General features: G+C 37.6%; 12 protein-coding genes. 1 reads left to right on the top strand and 11 read right to left on the bottom strand.

What is annotated here, in order from left to right; all coding sequences use genetic code 11:
• Nucleotides 1–1030: 1030 nt before the first annotated feature.
• Nucleotides 1031–1966: a DUF1848 domain-containing protein gene (locus E7276_RS04825; protein ID WP_294214429.1), complete on the top strand. Its 936-nt coding sequence runs from the start codon at nucleotides 1031–1033 to the stop codon at nucleotides 1964–1966.
• On the opposite strand, the gene E7276_RS04820 is transcribed toward E7276_RS04825, so the two are convergent.
• The 11 genes from E7276_RS04820 to E7276_RS04770 all read right to left on the bottom strand — a co-directional run bounded on the left by E7276_RS04820 (nucleotide 1963) and on the right by E7276_RS04770 (nucleotide 22193).
• Nucleotides 1963–3504 carry a PP2C family protein-serine/threonine phosphatase gene (locus E7276_RS04820; RefSeq protein WP_294214425.1) on the bottom strand — a complete coding sequence of 514 codons (1542 nt, stop codon included), beginning with the start codon at nucleotides 3502–3504 and terminating at the stop codon, nucleotides 1963–1965. The two genes, E7276_RS04825 and E7276_RS04820, sit on opposite strands and share 4 nt — an antisense overlap.
• Nucleotides 3505–3535: 31 nt before the next feature.
• Complete coding sequence (locus tag E7276_RS04815; protein WP_294214423.1) at nucleotides 3536–5068, bottom strand: PP2C family protein-serine/threonine phosphatase; 1533 nt, start codon at nucleotides 5066–5068, stop codon at nucleotides 3536–3538.
• 14 nt (nucleotides 5069–5082) lie between these two features.
• The gene (locus E7276_RS04810) at nucleotides 5083–7500 is read right to left on the bottom strand and encodes a hypothetical protein (protein WP_294214420.1); all 2418 of its coding nucleotides are present in this window, start codon (nucleotides 7498–7500) and stop codon (nucleotides 5083–5085) included.
• 31 nt (nucleotides 7501–7531) lie between these two features.
• Complete coding sequence (locus tag E7276_RS04805) at nucleotides 7532–7936, bottom strand: ATP-binding protein (protein ID WP_294214418.1); 405 nt, start codon at nucleotides 7934–7936, stop codon at nucleotides 7532–7534.
• Between the two features lie 12 nt (nucleotides 7937–7948).
• Complete coding sequence (locus E7276_RS04800; protein ID WP_294214413.1) at nucleotides 7949–10759, bottom strand: hypothetical protein; 2811 nt, start codon at nucleotides 10757–10759, stop codon at nucleotides 7949–7951.
• Nucleotides 10760–10838: 79 nt separating this feature from the next.
• Complete coding sequence (locus tag E7276_RS04795) at nucleotides 10839–13706, bottom strand: hypothetical protein (RefSeq protein WP_294214411.1); 2868 nt, start codon at nucleotides 13704–13706, stop codon at nucleotides 10839–10841.
• Between the two features lie 35 nt (nucleotides 13707–13741).
• Entirely contained in the window at nucleotides 13742–15205 is a 1464-nt protein-coding gene (locus E7276_RS04790; RefSeq protein ID WP_294214409.1) for a hypothetical protein, read from the bottom strand.
• Between the two features lie 39 nt (nucleotides 15206–15244).
• A complete protein-coding gene (locus tag E7276_RS04785; protein ID WP_294214407.1) occupies nucleotides 15245–15814 on the bottom strand; it encodes a hypothetical protein in 570 nt (189 codons plus the stop codon).
• Nucleotides 15815–15816: 2 nt separating this feature from the next.
• Nucleotides 15817–16563 carry a hypothetical protein gene (locus E7276_RS04780; protein WP_294214404.1) on the bottom strand — a complete coding sequence of 249 codons (747 nt, stop codon included), beginning with the start codon at nucleotides 16561–16563 and terminating at the stop codon, nucleotides 15817–15819.
• An 18-nt stretch (nucleotides 16564–16581) separates the two neighbouring features.
• Complete coding sequence (locus tag E7276_RS04775) at nucleotides 16582–21858, bottom strand: hypothetical protein (RefSeq protein ID WP_294214402.1); 5277 nt, start codon at nucleotides 21856–21858, stop codon at nucleotides 16582–16584.
• Nucleotides 21859–21893: 35 nt separating this feature from the next.
• Entirely contained in the window at nucleotides 21894–22193 is a 300-nt protein-coding gene (locus E7276_RS04770; RefSeq protein ID WP_294214399.1) for an STAS domain-containing protein, read from the bottom strand.
• Nucleotide 22194 lies beyond the last annotated feature (1 nt).

Genomic DNA, 22194 nt, shown 5'->3' with positions numbered 1-22194 from the left:
ATATTTCTTAGTACACTCTTCTATCTAGTATACTAAGAAATACCACATTTTCCTGTTTTTCTTAGTGCATTAGCCTAATTCACTGCTCATTTATTATCTTTCTGTACTAAGAGATTTTGTACTACCCCATTTTCCTTAGTACGTTCTCTAGATTTACTGCTAGTTTATCTTCTTTCCGCACTAAGAGATTTCTATTATCTCCATTTTCTTAGTACATTATCTGGATTTACTGCTTGTTTATCTTCTTTCCGCACTAAGAGATTTCTATTATCTCCGTTTTCTTAGTGCGTTATCTAGATTTACTGCTTGTTTATCTTCTTTCCGCACTAAGGGATTTTGTACTACCCCATTTTCCTTAGTGCGTTATCTAGATTTACTGCTTGTTTGTTCACTTACTGTAATAAGATATCTAGTATTATCCCTGTTTCCTTTGTACTATTACCAGATTCATTGTCTGTTTGCCTTATCCTGTACTATATGATTTCTGTTATCCATAGTTATATAGTCACATTTCAAATGAGCGTACTATATGTTTACATTTTTTCTCACTCATATAGTCATATTTCATACTCATTGACTATATATATTGATTTTTCTCCATATATATAGTCAATTTCATGAGGATTTTACTATATAATTTCAATGTTCTCCATTCATATAGTATTTCCAATCTCATTTTTTCATTTTCAGTTCTGATTTTGACTATAAATTTAAACTAATCTCCTCTCATATAGTACTTCTCCTGGATATTCTTAATTTCTAGGCGTAATACTGACTATATATTTAATATAATCTCCCCTCATATAGTACTTCCCCTGGATATTCTTAATATCTAGGCGTAATACTGACTATATATTTAATATAATCTCCCCTCATATAGTACATCCCTTGAAAATTCTTCGCTTCCAAGCTCAATACTGACTATATATTTAATACGTTCTCCACTCATATAGTCTTTTCTGGATGAGTGCGGCAGTAAACGGCTTTTTGTTGACCGTTTTGGGGGCAAAAATGTGCTATTATTAATCACATGATAATAAACACAGGTCAAAGGACAGACATCCCGGCATTTTATCCTGAGTGGTTCGCCAATAGATTAAAAGAGGGATTTGTCTGCGTAAGGAATCCATATAATCCAATTCAAGTAAGCAGGTATCAACTGAACCCTGAGGTGGTGGATGTAATAGGCTTTTGTTCTAAGAATCCAGCGCCTTTCTTTCCATACTTAGATTTAGTGAAGGACTATGGGCAGTATTGGTTTGTTACGATAACGGGATACGATAAAGATATAGAGCATAATGTGCCTGATAAGTACAAAATACTAGAGGACTTCAAATACCTGTCTAGTAAAGTAGGTACCAACGCAATTGGATGGAGATATGATCCTATTTTTATTGATGAGAAATACACTGTGGATTTCCATTTGAATAGGTTTGAAGAATTCGCAAAAGAACTAGATGGATACACTAATACTGTAGTCATCAGCTTTATTGATATATATGCAAAGGTAAAAAGAAATTTTCCAGAGGCAAAGCCAGTCACTAGAGATGAGAGAATAAAGCTTGGCAAAGAAATCATTGAAATAGCAAAAAGCCACAATATGACTGTAAAGCCATGTGGTGAAGGGGATTATCTGTCACGGTTTGGGGCTGATTGCAGGGGCTGCATGACTGTAGAAACCTATGAAAAAGCCATAGGAAAAAGGCTGATAGTGCCTGCAACTCAAAGCTCCAGAAAAGAATGCGCCTGCTATCTCCACTGTGACATCGGAGCATATGATACCTGCGCTCACTTATGCAAGTATTGCTACGCCAACAATGATTTTGATCAGGTGGCTGTGAATAGAAAAATGCACGACCCAAAATCACCATTCCTGATTGGGGATTATCGCATAGACGATATTATTAAGGATGTTCCTCAGAAATCATGGGTTGATAATCAGCTAAACATTTTTGATTTTATCTAACCCCCATAGGCTCCGTTATACTTCATGCACAGCATGGTGGTGTCATCGAACTGCTCTGCGCCGGCGGCGAAGTCGTCGATGGCCTGGAGGACGGTTTCGATGGCAGCCTTAGGTGAGGCGTCGGGATGGCTGTTGAGGGTGGCCACCAGGCGCTCCTTGGTGAATATCTCGTCGTCGGGATTCATGGCCTCGGTAACTCCATCCGTATATACGAATATAGTGTCACCAGGGTTCAGGGTGAACTCGTGCTCTGTAAAGCTCTGGTCCTCAAACATAGCTACAGCTATGTCATGTTTAGATAGAACAACCTCATACTGGCCGCCGGCCCTACCAAGGATTGGGTACTCGTGGCCTGCATTCACTTCTACACAGTGTCCTGTGCGCAAATCAATAATTCCTATCCACACAGTAACAAATAAATCTGCTACATTTCCTTCGCACAATTGATTGTTAGCATCAGCCAAAACCTCCGACAGACTATCTCCTGCCTGGAGTCTATTTTTAATAAGGGTGCGGCTGGTCATCATGAAAAGTGCTGCTGGGATTCCCTTGCCGGAAACATCAGCGATGACAAGTGCTAAATGGTTGTCATCAACCATGAAAAAGTCATAGAAGTCTCCACCAACCTCTTTGGCTGGTTTCATGATAGCAAACAGGTCAAACTCTTTTCTGTTTGGCAAATATGGAAATGTCTTTGGCAGGACGTTTTCCTGGATGGATGAAGCCACTGCCACTTCATTCTCAGCAACTGCTATCTCACGTCCCTGTGTAACGTTCAAAGCGCAGTACATAAATAATGCCACAATCATAGAGGTAATTGGTGTGAAGGATATACCTCTAATATAGATTGATGTTATTCCAATTGTGATTGGTGCTATGGCATACATGAACACAGCCACCAGCTGGATTGTCCTAAGTTGCCTTCTTTTGACAAAAACAACAGCCAGTGAAAACAGCATCATGATAATGAAGAATATCTTGGAAACAATGTAGTAAGGTCCTCTGTGATACTCACCATATGCATCCACGATAAAATAAAAGCCGTATTTTATATTTGCTATTCTAATGATTACTGATAAAACAAATCCCACATTTACTATCCACTTAAAAATAGGCAAACTGCTATTTTTAACATCAAGATAGTGGATTGTGTAGTGCCAGAAGCATATTGCCTCCGCTGGTCCCATAATGAAAAATACAGTGTTGGCAAAAACATTAAAAGTCCTAAAATCACCAACGCAATCTGAAATATACTCAATCGCATCGGTAAACATAGCAATATAAATCACTATGATGAGGGCAACTAAATATTTGGCAGTGCCCCCTGTTTTTCTCTTATCAAGATATATTCCTAGTAGTAGAACGTATCCCAACATCATTCCAAATATATCCAGGGATACATTAATAAGGTGTTTCCTAGGAATATGCTCAAAGCCTACACTGCTAGCAAAATGTGCCGCAAAGAGCGCTAGGCCCAAAAACACAATAGTGACAAATGCAATATTCAGGAAATCTTTCACTACGGATTTTTTCAACATACGGCTCTCCAAACAACTGCTAACCCCAATACTAATACGGACCATAATAGGTCATACAAAGCATTGTTGTATCATCAAACTGTTCTACATCCTTTACATAATCTGAAATCGCTCCAAGTACACCTTCTATTACCTCTTTTGGCTTGCTCTCAGGATTGCGATTAAGGACATCAACCAATCTCTCCTTGCTAAACAGCTGGTTCTTTCTATTCATTGCCTCGGTAACGCCATCCGTATATACGAATATGCTGTCATGTGGATGCATATCAAATTCGTCAACGTCAAATTTGGTGCCTTCAAACATGGCAACTGCCAGAGAATGCTTCTTGATAATGAGCTCATACTTTCCACCGGCTCTTCTAAGTACTGGATACTCGTGACCTGCGTTTACTGACTTGCAGTGACCAGTGGTCAAATCAATAATGCAAACCCAAACAGTTATAAACAAATCAGCCACATTGCCCTCGCACAGCTGGTTGTTAACATCTTCCATAATATGAGACAAATCATCTCCCGCCTGAAGTCTGTTTTTAATAAGTGTTCGACTGGTCATCATGAAAAGTGCTGCAGGAATACCTTTGCCGGAAACATCAGCTATAACAAGTGCCAGCCTTTTTTCATCTACCATAAAGAAATCATAGAAATCTCCACCAACCTCCTTGGCAGGCTTCATGATTGCGTATATATCAAACTCTTTTCTGTCTGGTAAATATGGGAAGGTTTTCGGCAGAACATTTTCCTGGATGGACGAGGCAATGGAAATCTCGTTGTCTGCTACAGCTTTTGCATCACCTTCTAATACATTCAAAACGCAGTACATTAAGAGTATAGAAATGATGGATACAGCTGGATTCAAGGAAAGTCCAAAGGTAAATGTAGAAATAAAAGCAGCTATTAATGGACCTGATGCATATAAGAAAAATGCCACTATTTGAAAGCCTCGCAGCTGCTTTCTCTCAATAACCACGACGCTAAGTGACATAATAAGCATTATTAAAGAATATACAATTGACAGCCAATTGTAGGAACTGCGGGCATAATCGCCCTCGCTGCTAATTGTATAGTAAAAACCAAATTTAAGATTGAGGATAATGAGGGCCAATGAAATAAGAAAACAAATTTGCCCCCATTTATCCGCCAAAATAATTTTTCTGTTTTTTACTTTTAAGTAAGTAAGAGTATATCTCCAAAAGAAAAATGCCTGGAGTAAATCAGCTACATAGTATACAAGACTACTAATATGATTGATTAAAATATAATTTGGTTTATCCTGAACAATCCATCCAATAGCATCAGAAAAAAGAGATACATAGGTGGTAATGACAAGTCCGATCAAATAAAAGGTGTTGCGCCCACTTATTTTACTATCTGTATAAAGCCCTACCATTAGGACATAAGCCACCAGCATGCCGGCAATGTCGACACTAACACTAATTACAAAATATGGATTTGCCTCATCAATACCATGTTTTAGCTCAAAGAATGGAACCACAAATGCTAAGCATAAAAACAGTACAGTTCGCACTCCTGTATTCCAAAAAATGTTTTTTGCTGACCACTCCACTTATGCTCCTCCAACTATACCTGTGGCACTGGAGCCACAACCTTATTATCAGGTATTTTCTGTTGTTTATCCACCTGCTTTGCATCTTCAGCTGCAACCTCAGGTTCATCAACCTTTTTATTAGCTCTATCTAATACCTTTTGGACTGAATTTGTAAAATCCTCAGATATTTTTCCAATGTTTCTATAAACACTAGTGAGCACTGATTGAGCACTATCATTCTCAAATATAGACTTATGGTTGGACTTTGCCTCTTGCACCAAAGTATTGTACTCATTATTATTTTCACCGAAATAATGACTAATTATTTTAGCTCCTTCTGAATTATAGGTAGCTTCGGTGAACTGTCCGTTTGCTAGTTCTTGATTCATTTTATTGCAGAGCATCTCATTGATTTTTTGCTCTAAAATCTTGTTATTTAAGAATTCCAAGTCTTTTGCAGATACCTTTGCATTAGGATCATCCTTTAAAGCTTGTTCTATTTCTCCGCACTTTTCCTGGATTTCAACAGTTGGTTTGTTGAGCTTTATTACCGCATTTACGAAATTTTTCTGAGGATTTCTCTGTGCAATATCTTTTAAAAAATCAAGCGTAACTCCAGCATCTGGATTCTCAATTCCTCCGTTTCTAAAGATATAATCTAAAGACTTAGTTACAATCTCTGGGCATTTTGAACTTATATAAGCATGGTTTGTTATTTCTGATCCAATTTCATTCACCATTTTCTTTTGTTCTTGTGTTATCAAAGACTCTGGATTATTACTGGCATTTACCAGGCGGGAAATCAAAGATATAGCGTTTCCCACACCATATTTTTCTGCAGCTACTACATAGAAGTCTCTAAAATAACAGTTATTCGCTGAATCATTAATGGCCTGTATATTATTAAAGAGAATTGTCCTTAAATCAGTAAGCATATATTTATTATTCTCTAGATATACTTTCGACTGATACTTAGTTAGATTATCCTCTCTCCATACCTGAATATCCTTCTTATTATATTTATTTACATTTTTCATAGACTTAACAAGATCAGGCTCGTTGTCATCAGATAAAATCTTCTTTGGATTATCTGTTGTCGCTGAAACAATACGATATCTATTCTCAATATCTTGGTGTCGAGCGTCGGCATTAGCCTTTGTATCTGCTGCCTTAAGTGCCTTTTGTCTAGTCTTGCAGGTCTTGATTTTAAATGGTCCCCAGTCAAAGAAGGTACGTCTGAACCAGCTATGGTTTGCTTCTTTCTCCTCCTGCGCCAAAGGTGTTAAATCTGGCTCATAGGACATAAATGTAACCTTCATGTCGCCATTTCTATCCATATACCTTACAGGTGTTTCTACATGATGCTCACCACTGTACAAAGCCTTTAGAAAATTAGCAGAATAGAAATAATATTTATCTGCTTTGTTCATACCTTCTGGTGCCTGGAAATAATCCTTAACACTGTGACCATCAATGTATATTTGAGACAAAAAATCTTCATCTTTAGGCCTATCCAGTGCGAGTGTCATATGACGTGTATGGGCATCCATTATTGCATTAACAATATCTATAGCATTTGGATTAGGACTATCACCTCTGTTAAATGCTTCTATACACATATCAACGGCTTCGAAATTCCATTTGTCATTCATCTTAAATTTTAGAACGGGCTCTGGAACATGTTCCTCTCCGTTTACCATGGCCATCCTATAAGCATAGATTTGCTCATTGATTGCTATTATTTGAGTAGTCACCATTGACTTTGAGCTAATGTCTGCATCGCGCACATCTCTTTCGTATTCTCTTAGATTGGCCACTCTATCTTCTTCACTAAATCGTGCAGTGTACCCGTTCTTTAAGAAGGCGTATAACTCATACCCATTTCCAACTATTGTTGCATACTCATGATTAAGTTCTTCTTTGTATATCTCAATAGGTGTGAGCTTGGCTCTTCTATTTAGATAATACTCACGATTCTCTTTGCCTTTGGTTGACAGAGTCTGAGCCATTAACGTGAATTGAACTGATTTTATAAAATCATTCTCGGATTTGGTCAGACCATTGTCCAAGCGAGGGGTTCTATCATTTCCAGAAAGACATGAATAATCCATCTTTCTAAAGTCCATTTCGCGAGCTTGAGCATAGAATTTATCAAGTATATTTTCACGGCCAATCTGCCCAGTTAATGGATAGTTCAAAGCCTCATTTAGGCTGGTGTCCTCACCCATATTGGAAAGAGAAATATCATCGGCCATAAACCAGGCAAATCTTGCAGTCTCTCGTAAATCTGTTTGGGACTCTGCGCCATTGGAAAGATTTCCAACTCCTGTTTTTACAGCTTCAGCACGAGTAGTAAGATCTCCGTTAAAAATATCAAAAACTCGTTTCACATTGGCAGAAAGCTGAGGATTCGCATCCAAATTAAAATACTCACTAAGTTTATTTGACATATGAACGCCTCCCAATATATCTCATAAAAATCTACATCAAATATTTAACGATTGTCAGGTGATTCTTCCCGTCATTATATTCATAGGTAACAGCATCCATGCTTTCTTTTACCATAAAGATACCAAGCCCACCAACATTTTCACTCATGGCTTCCATCTCAACATCAGGTTCTTCTTTTTCTAATGGGTTGAATGGTGCCCCCTCATCAATAAAGGTAATATTAGCCTCTTGTTCTGTGATATTCATACGAACTATCGCTTCACCAGGAGCCTGCCCATAGGCATACTGACAGATATTGCCAAATACCTCCTCCACAGCTACATCCAACTGTAGCTGTGTCTTCATAGGGCAATCCACCGCTTCTAATCTCTCATCGAGAATAGAAATCAATCTATCTACATTTTCCATTGAAGCATCAATTCGTAATTCTTCCACTTATTTAATACCTTATAGAGGTGCATTTTGAATAATGTTATTATTCTCTTTTTGTTTATTCGGATTATTTTTTGCCTTGCTTTTTTCAAATGCAGCCATTGAAGCTTTATATTCCGGTGTAAATTTATTGTATTCCTCATAAACAGAACCAGGATTATCCTTCATCTTCTGCATCATATTTTTTACTTGAGTCTCGTTTAAAAATGAATTTGCCATCTCCTTGAACACTATATCTTTAGATAGTAAATTTCTTTTTTTACTGATTAAGTCATGGGTAATTTGACTTGGAGCAAAAACCGTACCATAGTTGTCATTTGCTGTATTGGTTAATGTGCGTATAGTAAGAAGCTCCGCCATACCTGATATCATCTTCTTTTTGTTGTAATCAAAATTATGACTATTGTCATAATCAAAACGTCGACCAAGGCAATTATTCTTTTCTTTTTCCAAGCGCTTTAAAACCTCTGGTCTGAAAGCTACCTTTGCCTCCCAAGCTGAATTAGTTAACTGTTCATCATACTTAGACATAGGAACATTCATTTCAATGGAGTCTGACATCTCTTCCAACTGTCGAATAGCATCCTTTGCAAAATCATAAACTTCACCAGAAAGAATGCGCCTTTGTTTTCCATTTTCACGCCTACCTGCAAATGTATGTGAATCAATTTTTTTATTATATGCCTTTGCAGCATCCCTTAAATTTCTGTAGGCCTCAAGTACCTGATTTGGTGTATAAGAAGCATTTAGTTTTTCAACCTTATCCATGGCATTTAACAGGTTCATAAAAGTCTGAGAATTGGCACTCTTAGGGTCGATTACAGCATTAGGATTATCTTGACGATGATAACGCTTGTTTTCTTTGTCGTATATAGCTGTAGGCTTGTAGCTAGCCAAGTTCATTGCTCTCTCTCTAAAGTTTGATGTCCTCTCTCCAAGCTCGATTTGCTTTACGCCATATTTGTGCCAATCAGCATTTGCTTTGTTATAATTTTCAGCAAATTTCTCGTCATTGTAGACGAATACTTGCGGATTTATTTTTATATTGTTGGTCACGGTATAAAGTAGTTCATTTGTCTTACTAAAATCTGGTAAAGCCTTCTTTAGAATAGCACTGATTTGACGTTCATCCAGTCCTTCCGTATTATTTTTAATATAGCGGTTTTTTTGCTGTTCTAGGTCATTTGTTTTTCCTATTTGTGCACTAATATCCTTGCAGATTTCCTCTGCTGCTCTTCTTTTTTGATTAAGGTCACTATTTAAAAGCAAAAACTTGGCATATTCCCTACTAAATGCCTCATCCTTGTATGCAGTTTCAAAAGGCAAAATATTTTTATCAACTTCTCTTTTACCAGTTCGAATATCCTCAGCCAATTGTTCTTCTTCACTTGCACAAGCTAAGGTCAAATCAAAATAGCTTATTAATGCCTGTTTTCTAAAATCAGTTATAGCGCCTTCATTTTCGTCTCCCACAGCCCTAATAACGTTACTCATGACTGTTGAAGCTTCAGCAGGATTTGGACCATTTGCTCCCTTTACAATAGTATCTATGTATTCTCTGACAAAAATACTATATGTGCCACTTTCCATTCCAGCATCGAATAAACCCTTTAGATACTCTGCAGTATCCCCATTTTTATTAGGATTAACATTTGCATATTCTGGTCCTATCTTTTCTATGCCAGCTGCAATATTGTTATATACCTGGTCAAATTTCGCCCTGACGTCATTCATCATACTAATGCAGCTATCTGCTGCAACAGATTTTTGAGTATCAAGGAAGTTTTTAATTTTATCTGCAATGGCAAGCTTTTCTGCAGGTGTTGACACTGTAGAATAGAAGCACTCATTTTTAAGTCTAGTAAAATCAGCCTTGAACTGTGGATAAGAGTCTTTAAATTTTTCAGAATGATTTACAGCAGACTTAGTTTTCATGGCCTCTTCAATGCCTCCAAGCATGCCTAAAATAAATAGTTCATCCTTGCCCCAGCCATTTTCTATTGCCTTTTTCTCACCACGTAACATACCTATTGCATGAGTAACCGTACGTCCACTTTCATCTGTACCAAAAGTACTACTTAGTGTGTCCTGAGTATAATGAGCAGTATTATTCTGTGGGTCATCTCTAAATTTTGATAATATATTGAATTGATATAACAGCCTAGCGTGTGAATTGTGAAGCTGAGCTAAATATTTTCCTTCTTTCTCCTTGTTCCAACCTTCCTTCTCATATTTCTGGCGGGTATAATCAGCTGCAACTTCACCTCGTACAGCGTGATTAAAATCGTATATCGCATCATAAAGGGGCTGAGTTAGCCCTCGCTTTTGCTCATCAGAACTGTAATCTGTTGGAATAGTCAAAGACATTCTCTGAGCCATAAGACTATTTATATAAGGAGATGTATACAAGCTTTCGGTAATATTTCCTTCTGTGGGATCAAGTAAATAAGCAGCATCTTCATAATATTGCTTTATTCTTTTGTCTCCTCTTTTAGAAGCCTGATTTAGAGCAGCTTTTCTAACATCATCTAAATGCTTATTTACTGCTTTAAATTCCTCGTCTGAAACAGTTACTTTATTACCTTTCACACCTGGATCGAGTCCAAAGGCAAATCCATTTTCAGGATTAAACTGATTCGTGGCAGAAAGCACTTCGGTTATCTTTTCGCTATCATTCCCATACTCCGGTGGCAAAAGACGCTCAGACACATTATCAGGAAGTTCTCCTCTTACCATTTCACCAATCAATTTTGCCACAAATGCAGCTTGAAATTCTGGAATTGTCCATACATTTACTTTTTTTTCATTCGGATTTATTACAGGCATAGTTCATACCTCCCAATAACTATTTATTAAACACTGATATTAACTGATACATTAACTACTGCAAAGTTATTCTTGTCACCTATGGCATGATAATCTGATTATCATTTAACTGTTTTGATGGATTCTTGAGTTCATTTGATTTTTCTTTTGGTTTGCTAATATATTCATTGTCATAGGCATCATTAACATCGTTTTTCTTTTCATTAAGATTCTGTCGATGAATATTTAACTCAGCAATGAGCTGTCCAGGATTCTCCTTGACCATAGTACTAAATCTGTTGTAGCTCTCCTCACAGTCAACTTTAGACATCATTGATATAAAGGCATCATCAGTTGATAGTTTTTCATAACTTTCAAGTAATTTGTCTTCACTAATATCAATGTCACTGACTAAGAATGTATCCTTCCTATTTAACTCTGACTTTAATGGCTCTAAGAGCAGAATACTTGCAACGCCCCTTGCCAATTCATATTTATTATCCTCTAAGGACTGCTGATTATCATATGGTTCAAATTGTGTCTCTAAAACCTGCTGTATTTTATTATTAAGTTTTTGTTCCATTTCATTTTTAAACTCTTGATGCAGAACCTTTTTAACATCATTTACCTTATTAAGCTGGGCAATAACCGACTCATTTATTTCTATATTTTCTGGAAGAGCCATTATTGTTTTATATGATTTGGATGCAAATCTCTGCAAAACTGCGGACATTGCTTTTCTCATTTGTCCATTATCTCTAATAGCCGCAAAGTATTGTGCATTAATTTTATCCTCATAAGCCTTTGATGCTGCACCAAGATTCAAAAATGCTTCACTCATTTTATTAGGAGAATCATTAGTCGTTAATTGGGTAACCCTCTGTAGTGCTGTAAGCATATTATTAAAGGCTTGGGAATTGTTTGTTCTTCCTGCAGCTAACGTAGATAATTGTTGTAATTGAGTAGTAGCCGCTGCCTGAATGCCATAAAACTTTTCAGTATAATCATTCAAAGTTTTCTCTTCTAGCCGTATAGTCTTAATAGTATCAACTAATTCTGGTAAAGAACCATCTCTATTACCAAGATAGTTTTGTACACCAAAAGCTTTATCAATATCAGAAAAATGTTCTCTTCCATTTTTCCAATAAGAAAGCCTCTGGGCATTTGTAAGACCATCTTTAGTATTTTTAAGGAAGTTATCTCTAATTTGTTTGAATTCATTTGGATAGTTCTTTTCTATTTGACAATCATTATATAATTGACCTAATGCTAGTAGATTTTTATTGACTTCACTTCCTTCTATTAATCGATTTGCCATTCTTTTGGCAAAAATATGATCATGCCTTAGTAAATCATAGCTATGGTTCAACTTATCATTAAAATCAATTTCTGTTTGATCCAAAGGTGCTTCATTTTGATCAAACTCTGGCAATTTCACATGAATATCAGCTATTCCTGAATGAACCTCATCAGTCTTTTGCTCAAGTAGTTGACCATATTGTACTTGTTTTTCAAAATACAGCTTTGTAATAGCTTCTCTAATCTCAGGGGCATTATCATTTTCAGGACTTAGTATCCGTGTCATGGTATTTTCAAAATCGAATCTTTTATCATTATTTGGCTCATATTCATTTTCGATTTTAGATTTTAAATCCAGATACGCTGTTATAAATGGGGTAAAATCTTTGTTGGCTGCTGAGCGTTCATAAATTACTCTCATGTAACTAGCTGGCTTATCGATTTTTGCAAATTCAATTGTTTCTCTTTTGTGATTTTGCTCCCATTGAATCCTATTATTTATGGCTTCTTCTATTGCATCAAATTTCTTTATATTTCCTGTTATTTCTCTGCAACATACACTTGCTGCTGGGGATGCATTCTCTGCCATTGCTGCCTGAGCAAATGCCTTTACCTTGTCTGCAATTATTTTCTTTTCTGCTGCACTGCTTACTGTCTTGTAATAACAAGAATCTTTAAGTTCATAAAACTTCGTCTTGAACTCTAATAATCCTGCTTTAACCTCGGCTGAGCCATATTGTTCCTGATGCTTAATCTCAGCTTCTATTCCACCGAGTGCACCAAGTACATAGACATCCTGCATGCCCCAACCGTTAATAATAGCCTGATTTTCACCTCGTATCATTCCAATGCAAGAGTCTACATTTCTATCATTGTTTTGATTACGACCAAATAAATGTGATAAATCATTCTGCATATATTTGGCAGTTTGTCCCTGTGGATCATCCTGGAATTCTCTTAGCTTTGCATACTGAGTTAAAATATTATTATGAGCATTATATAAAGATAATAAATGCTTTTGTTCCAATTCGCCGCTAAGTGCTCCACCATTAGTATCCAAGCTATTTAGATATGCATATTCAACCTTTACTTCTTCGGCTATAGCATGGTTAAAATCAAATGCTGCATTATAAAGTGGCACTGTAAGCTGAGACTTTAATTCTTTAGAACTTACCTGCTTTGGATTTATAAGTTCTATATTGCAGCCTAATAGATTTGGCAAATAAGGCGAATCAAAATGCATTTTCGTATAATTAACAGCTGATTCAGGATTATAAATATCAGCTAAATCATCATATAATCTTTTTATTCTAGCATCCCCTCTTTGAGCCTTTTGAGATAATAAAGCATCATAGGCTTTGGTCATAGCAGAATTTACTATTGCTACAGCTTGCTCACTTGGCATACTATCTATTGATACTGCAGAATTTAATAAATATATTTTCTCTCTTTGTTCATTGGCCTGTTTAATATTGAGTAATGCCTGTCTTCTTTCCTCCAACTCTGCTTCTGAAATGTCTATATCACCGCCAGATCCCACCAAACTAATTTCATGATCTTCTCCTACATCAAAAGTATCATCTGGCAAAAAACCTACTAATAAATTTATAGCTGTTGCCTTCTGTTTTGCTATAAATCTCTCACTTTCCCACGCATTAATTTCTGGCATACGCTCCTCCTAACTAACATAGGCTAAATGTCATTTTACACATGTGGGCCACCCATGTTCTTATTTGGATTTTGTTTCTGAGAAACTCTCTGTGGATGCTTCAGTTCATCCGTGAACTTAGCAACTCCCTTATGATGTTTAGCTAATTCATTGTATATACCCAATCCATTATCTTTGTTAGCCAACTTTTTGAATTTCTCTATATCTTCCGGGTTTTTTATCTCGTCTACCATTTCTTTAAATTGCCATTGCATTTTCTGGTTCTTAACCATTTTGTTATATGCGCCCTTATAATCCTTTTGTGAAAGAACATCTTTTCCTGATTTGTCAAAGAGACTCATTTGAGTCAAAACAGTGGCTCTATATAAATGTTTTACGAATTCCTTCTTTTGTTTCTCGAATTTTATTTTGTCATCTACTTTGAAGTTGTTCAGCTGCTGCATTTCCTGATTTCGTGTTTCATTAACCCACTTATTAAATTCTGCTCTTTTACCTGAAACCTGAGCTTTTTTAGCCTCCATTTCGCGGCTTTGCAGGCTCTGTTTTGCCTCTTTTTCCTTTACCTCAGGGGCTTTTACTTTTTCTTTTTGTTTTTCTCTATCTTTTTCTAATTCTTTTTCAGATTTTTTTGCATCCTCTTTTTCTTTCTCATCTTGTTTTTTCTGCCCTAGCATCTTCCTTAGTTCTTCTTCTCTTCTGTATCTAGCACTTCTGGCTGCGAATGATGCAACCTTTGCAATACCAGAACCAAGGGCCAGGGTTAGCATAGGAATTGCAAGAATGGCAATCTTTAATACAAAACCAACTGCTGCACCTACGGCAAATCCTAATGCAGGTGTTATACCTCGATCAAAGAATTTAGGCTTTCCTTTAGCCTCTTCCTTTTTCTTTTTTTCTGCTGCTTCCTGTTCCCTTTTCTTTTTACGTTCTTCTTCCTTTTTTTGAGCTGCAGCTTGTTTCTCTGCATCCTTTTTTCTCCTGGCTACCAATTTATCCAACTCGTCTTGGAATTCTGCTCGTGCCAAGTCTTCGTCGGATTTCTGCCAAGATTTATCTTCAAACTTAATCTCTTTCTCAGGTTCTTTATTATTTACAGCTTCTTGCTTTCCTTCAGCTTTTTCTTCTACTTTATCTTCGACCTTTTGTTCAGCCTGCTCTTTTGCTTCTTCTTTTGCTTCTTCCTTTACCTCTTTAGGAGCATTTTCAGGAGGTGCCTCTGCTGGCTGCTTCTGTGCCTCAGGGAATTTTACTTCCTTTTGCGCTGGATTCTTCTCTGCCTGATTATTCTCATTTTGCTCATTCTCATTATGCTCATCTTCATTTTGAATCTCATTATTCTGAATCTCATCATTTGGATTCGCATTGTTTTCATCAGACTGAAATGGCATGCCAGAACCAGGCATACTTAATAAATCATCTTCATCTTCATCTACACCAAAATTTTCAAGCATATCCATTTCTTCTTCACTTAATGACCCAAATCTATTTACATCAGACATATGAATTACCTCCTTGCTTTGTTACTAATAACACCCTGACTACTCAGCTTTGGGTGCAACAAAACGTTTAATTTTTCCATCAGAGACTTTTTCCAGCTCCTTCACTGCATGTCTAATGGAAAAACCAGATAACAAAGCCCTAGAGCTATACGCTGTAAGTACTAGCTCGCTTTTGCCCCCAGACTTATTCTTATTTTTTATTTTTTCATCCTCTTGCTCTGAATCCTCTTGTTCTTCAATTCCCTGCTCTTCAATTTCTTGCTCTTCAATCTCCTGCTCTTCTAAAACAAGGACTACAGGTTTAAAGAAAATATGACGAACGAGGACACAGGCCTCGCTAGATGCATTTTCAAGGTCTAGCATTCGGCCTATGTCCTTCATTAATTCCGTGGCTTTATATATTGTTTTTGTGTTGTTGCCATACTCCGATTCCATGACAAAGGTCATTTTCCTAACGCCTAGAAACATTGCTTCTCCAGCGCCATCTCCAACGCCCCACAATGTAATCCTAATATTCGGACCCACCGCCAGTTTTTTATCTTCTGTGAGCACCAGATTGTTAAGTAGAACCTTTTTTATTTCACGCTTTCTCTCTTTTGAATCTTTCATGATTATTCCGCCTTTTCTAGTATGATTTGATTCTTATCGTTATATAATGCTTTTAATTTTATTTCTTGTCCTAAGCCTTCGCTTTTTAATATCAAATCCAATTGCTGTTCTTCAGGCAAGTAATCAACTCTATAGTAACGGCTTCCGTTGTCACATATGCCTACGCTCACATACTGTTTAGGTCGTTCTAGAGTAGAAGCTTCTACTAGCCTCCAATCTCCATCAGCCGGCAGATAAACCCAATTTTCCGTTAAGTAATAAGGTTGCTCTGTGTCATCAGCTCCAAGTTCACCATCAATTGCCTTTTCTGACTTGGTAACAAAATCTGCCTGTAGGCCATAGGATTTTTCTGAAACAACCACCTCCAAATAAACCTCTGCAACAGGAAAATCTATCTCATTGATAGTTCTTCTTTTTGTTACCTTGATCTTTCCATAGCCCACTTTATTTGGAGTAACGTCAAAGGTAATATTTTCTCCGCTTGTTTTTGCAGAATATGTAATAACTGGATTTTCTTCCTCTGGCGTTTCGTATTCCCAAGGAATCCCCGCAGTTAATGAGCCATCAAGGGTGATTTTTAAAGAACCACCCTTTTGGCTTTTTACTGATACCGGGTATTGTCCGTCATACTTCACTGTTGACCCTAGCTGATCTGTTATTAACAAAATCACTATGATAATCAAGGCAAGTATTCCGACTCCAATTGCAATTAATTTTTGTTTACCAAGTCCGGCAATTTTCGTTAACATTCTCTTCTCCTATTAATGTTATGGATTAGTATTAGTAGTGTCTGTTCCTGGATTAGTATCTGTGGTTCCCCCACCAGTGGTTGTGTCAGTTCCTGTTCCAGTAGGTGTATTGGTAGTGGTTCCAGCGTCTGTAGTTGGTCCCGTATCTGTTGGAGTACTGTTTCCTTCACCACCACCTGAGGCAGGTTCGCCATCTTCTGGAGAACTATCTCCCTGGTCGCCATCTGAGGCTGCTCCACCATCCTCTGTTGGATTTGGCTCACTAGATGGTGTGCTAGACTGGGATTCACTATTTTTCTGTAATTGATTTATGATATCATTTGCAGTTCCAGTATTCATTGGACTAACCGCTATGCTAATAACATCCTTTACAGATGGATTAGCTGCTGATGCTACCACTATCTGGAAGGTCTGTGGTGAGGTTGATGTATTCTTTGGTACTAGCAAGTTAAATCCAGTACCTGATAGGTTACTAATTGTTGAAGAAGTAACATCTGTCTCAACACCATTTACAAGCCAGATTGCTTTTGCTGTAAATCCTGTACCGTCAGCAATAACAACCGATACGCTAATCTTTTCACCACTATTAAGGGCTGCACTACTCTGATGATTTGTTACTGTCTGTGATGCATTGCCATTAATAGAATAGTAAGTAGTCATGACAACTTCTTTAATGTAAATTGAGTCAGTCTTTCCCTGGACAAAGGTGTTATTTACCATTCGATTTATTTGAGTAGTACCTAAGCCAAGATTTCCTGAAATGGAATCTACTGACCAATTAGCTGTGCCACTATCATCATATGGTTGAATATCAATTGAGAGCAGTTCTTTACATTCTGGAAGGAAAAGTCTAATTTCTGCATTATTTCCTGTTTGGAATGTCTTATTCTCTCCCTGAATGTAGGTTCTAGCATCAGTAAGTACTCTACTCCTTTGTGCACCTGTATGATCGTAATAGTTAAAGGTCATTTGAACTGCAGCAGATGTACCACTTTCACCAGTTGCCACAGCTCCTGTAGTAGCAAATACAAGGTCTAATGGATTAACTGTGTTATCTCCTACCATTCCAGCACCTGATACAGGTTTTTCTACTATTGTATTTCCAACCTGAACTGGCACTATTACGCTCTGGTCTGTTATGTCTGCCATACTATATGAGCCAAGTACAGTCAAATCATTGACTTCAGTCTGTCCTGTAGTTTCATTGGTGGTTATTGATGAGTAGCTACTATTTGTGATGAAAGCGCCCTCAACAGTAGCACTGATTCCACCAAAACTCACAATTCTGTAGCCTGTAACTTCACTGACATAAGGTACATCAAATGGAATCTCCGCCATCAAGCCTGGTGAAATCTTTCCTATTCCTGTATCTGTCAGATATACATATGGAGAATAGTATTCCTGTCCACTCTGGTCTAATGATGAGCGATATTTGAAGGATACAGCGATATCGTTTTCCTCAGCAAATAATGTGGATTCCACAGTATCCGTTCCAAATGACAAATATAGTTTTTGTAATCTAGGTTGGTCGATAGTCGTAAGTGAATTAGGTGTTCCTGTTGTTCCAAGTATTGCAGAAGCACCATTGTATGGAATGTAGTATGTGCTGACTACCACATTCTCTCTAATCTGCTGAACTATAGCATGGTCAAAAATCATTCTAGAGTCCATACATTGTATTGTCATATTGTTTAATGTGCCCATGCCGGCTGCATTAACACCCTGTGCAATGAAGCAAGCTGATTCTGTTCCACTTGCAAATGTTGTGAATGAACCACGCTGCTGTTGTGGATTCTGGAATGGTATAGAGTACTGTACAGCATAAGTTACATCCTCTCCATCTATTGCAGTGTTTCCAGCAGTTGGGTATAGATAAATGTTCAATGTATCGTCTGTACTATCAGGCATTCTTGTAACTGGAGATACCCATGAATCATCTTCGTTCCATACCAGCTGATTATCTGTAAATTTAATATCTTGCTTTTGAGTTGAACCTGCAGGAAGCAACATAGATACTTCTTTATCACTATCCATCCTACAAAGTGCTTCAGTACTCAAATCTCTATAGTATTCATTGTCTGCTGTAAGTGATGCCGGTCCATCATCAAGAATTTGAGATATAGCCACATCTCCAATTACCCACTGACCTGGCTTATTATTACGGCTTGTGGCATAGAATGTAATACTCTTTAGAGTCTGAATATTTGGAATAGCAGGCAATACAAATCTATCTATATGGTTCGGTCTAAGCATCCATTCTGGATCAGAAACAGTGGTCATATTCTTGTAATACTTAGCCGAAGGATCATCTGGATTTGTCGGAGCTTCATAAGAAATAGGCTGTTTGTCCATATACTCATACATTCGCTCAACAACATCAAATGATATAGTCTGGTAACGTCCATCAGTATCCAAATAGTTAAGGTCACAGCAGATAGATGCCTGAACCTGGATATAATCCTCTGCTACCCAAGGACGGGTTGTAACCTCACAAAGAAGGTTTACTACATGACGTTGGTAAGAAACATTATACTTTCTGGCTATCTCAGCCATAAGTCTGCCTCTTCTTCCCTTGATTGAGTTATCCTCAGCCTTATCGTGATAGTCGATTCCAATCCAACCAACTGAATCGATTATGTACTGCATTGAAGCGCCACCATTAGACTGCTCGGTAACTGTTATTTTATTAATATTTAACTTATCAAAGATCTCACTATCTTCTGAAACATCCTCTGGGATAATTCGAACTCCCGTTAAGGCTCCATAATCTCTGTTTACTGCGATTGTAAAATTTTCTTCATAACCTGCTCTAAATCCGTCGGATGATAACTGCTGGTTGGCAAGAACTACTGATGAGTCTCCATTTTTAAACATCAATTGGAAGTAAAACTGGTTACTTGAGCCAGAATCTCCATTGGCATTAGATGTATCCGAATCATTAGCTACTTCAACGGTTACATCAAATCTTTTCGCAGTATTAATAAATCCCAAATTCATCTGAGTCTGTTCGTAGGTCATAGAATAACGCATAGACTCATAATCCAGCTCATCTGCAGCTGCACCCTCACCTGTGTTAACATTCCAGTGATAGTCAGTATTTGGTCCAAATAATTGAATCACTTTAAATGGTAATGGAGGGATTGGTCCAGAATCCATTGTTCTAACAATTTGGAACGCTGAAGATTCACCCTGTCCTGTAGTAGTTCTAAGATATACTCTTCTTGCACCTATTTCAGGAAGATAATCTACTGATATTCCTGCCAGCTGCCAATCATCATCACCATTTCCAAGAGAAATTTCTATATCTGTAATTCCAGTGCAATCCTTCAACTCAACAGGAAATTCTATTGTTCCATCCGCCCTGGCTTCATAATTATAGGCAAAATCACCTTTCTTATCTGTTGTACTAGGCCAGTAACCAAGGAGATTTTGTACATTTGTTTTTGCGCTAAATCTTTCAGATTTTCTGTCTGCAGCTGCATTTGTAGAATATGTAAGCTGAACATAAATATCATTTTTTGTAGCAGCTTGTTCCATGGAATCCGTGTGTAATCTAATCAGGAAATGTTTATTATTTTCTGCTGCTAATAACGGATCCTTTGATTCATATTTTTTAATCGCAATATCTTCCTGCCCACCAGCATTAATAGCAAAACCTGATTCATTTGAGGTGGTAAAGTATGCAAATGGAGTTGGTGACAAGAAGCTATATGCAGTAGAAACAGCAGTAACTGTTTCTCCAGTAACGCTATCTGCGCCATCGTTAATATTTGAAATCCTGCAGGTGCCTTCATAAATAGACACGCCACCCAGACTGATATTATCGCTGTCTAGTGCTTCAACCATGCCAGCTTTATTATTTCTTGCTTCATCACTGGCAAAATCGAATCCACCTTCATTAGCTAATAAAGTTCGTGCCGCACTTCCTACATACACCTTTGTACTTACTACTGTTGAAAGCTCAGGAAGGCATCCTGTAAAGGCAATAGTATCCCCTCTTTGACATAAACCATAGGTTTTAACATCATCCCCAGACTCTACATACTGACCTGCCGCCGACAAAATCACAGGCATAGCCACTTTTCTAGTCCAGCTGTTTTTGTCCTTGTACTCAATTTCTACAGCAATGTCCTCTACTATATCAGCTGAGGCAATATTTAAATCATTAGCAGATGTCTTTAAATAGCTTTCTAGACCTCCATCTAATGTATCTGCAAAATCCATGCGAATAGAGAATAAATCGTCAAATGGAGTGTCTGTTTCTTCTTTATCATCTTCTGGGCTTTTTATTCCAAATAATTCTGAAGTTGATCCAGCAAGATTTATCAAATTATCAACAGGAACTGAAATAGTTATTACCTTATCTTGCTTTTTATCAAACACTGCTATTTTTTCTTTGCCCAATCCAAAGAAATATTTTCCTGAATAATAACCGTACTCACCATAGCCAGCAATAGAAGTTACTTTGCTGACTGTCATACCCTGTACAGTCCATGCCCCCTTTGTCATAAATACTTCAACACTTGTAATTCCAGTTAGACCGTGATCTGCCTTGAACAGATATTCATCTACTGACCATGCTTGTAGTGGAGAAGGCTCTGTTGGTCCATTTACCTTATAACCAAGTTGACCAAGAATCTCGTGTCGTTTGTTAACAGTGGCATTTTCTCCGCCCTTAGCATTCATATAGTCGTAGCTGACCTTAAATGCATCTTCATGAGGGAAAATGTACTTGGTTCTGTTGGCACCATTGCCGTCTGTGTAACGTACTGCAAAATAATGCACAGTATCACCAGGCTTAATGCCTGTTGCTACTGTAAGTACATATAAATTATCTTCAGCAGGATTTGACTGAGTGCCTGCAATCATCTCCTCTACAGATAAAGCTGGAAGTGTAGGATCTGAAGTACCAGTAATAGTAGGTCTATCCCAATCAGTTGCCTCTATAACCCCCTCCTCAGCATTTTCTTCAGCATTTTCACCATCAGCTTCACCGCTGTCTTCGCCACCATTTTCACCATCACTGGCAACTCCACCATTTTCTTCGTCAGTAATGTCATCAGATGATTGATCTGCAGGCTGGTCGGTCTGCTGAGTTTCCTGCTGCTCAGCAGGTTGTGTCTCCTGTTGTTCGGTTTGCTGAGTTTCCTGAGTAACAGTCTGACCAGAATCCTCTGCAGCCCATACTCTTTCAACCGGCAAAGAGCCCAAAGACAACATTATCGCTATAACAAACGCGAAAAATCGTCTTTTCAATATTCGTTTTTCATTTTTTGTAAATAACCCTTTACCCATACACTAATTCCTAACTAATGAAACATACGCCCTTACTACTTAAAATTCAAAATAGAAGCAAAGCCTACCATCTCAAATACTTCATTTACATAGGCAGACACATTGCTTACAGAAAGCTCTCCCCCGTTTTTGTTAACCTTTAGGTATAGTTTTTTCAAAACACGCAGTCCTGCACTGGATATATATTTTAAATCCCTCATATTTAGTGTCAGGTCAGTGAACCTATCTGCCATTTTTAGGAATAATTCCTCAGCTGCCGCAGCAGAGGTAGCATCTAATTTCCCTGAGAGAATTAATTCTCCTTCATTTCCGCGATCAACTAATTTAACATCCATA

The sequence above is a fragment of the Pseudobutyrivibrio sp. genome (assembly GCF_015057185.1).
Taxonomy (GTDB): domain Bacteria; phylum Bacillota; class Clostridia; order Lachnospirales; family Lachnospiraceae; genus Pseudobutyrivibrio.
Note: the sequence above shows the minus strand (reverse complement) of the source record. Positions and strands in the feature narration are given on the sequence as shown.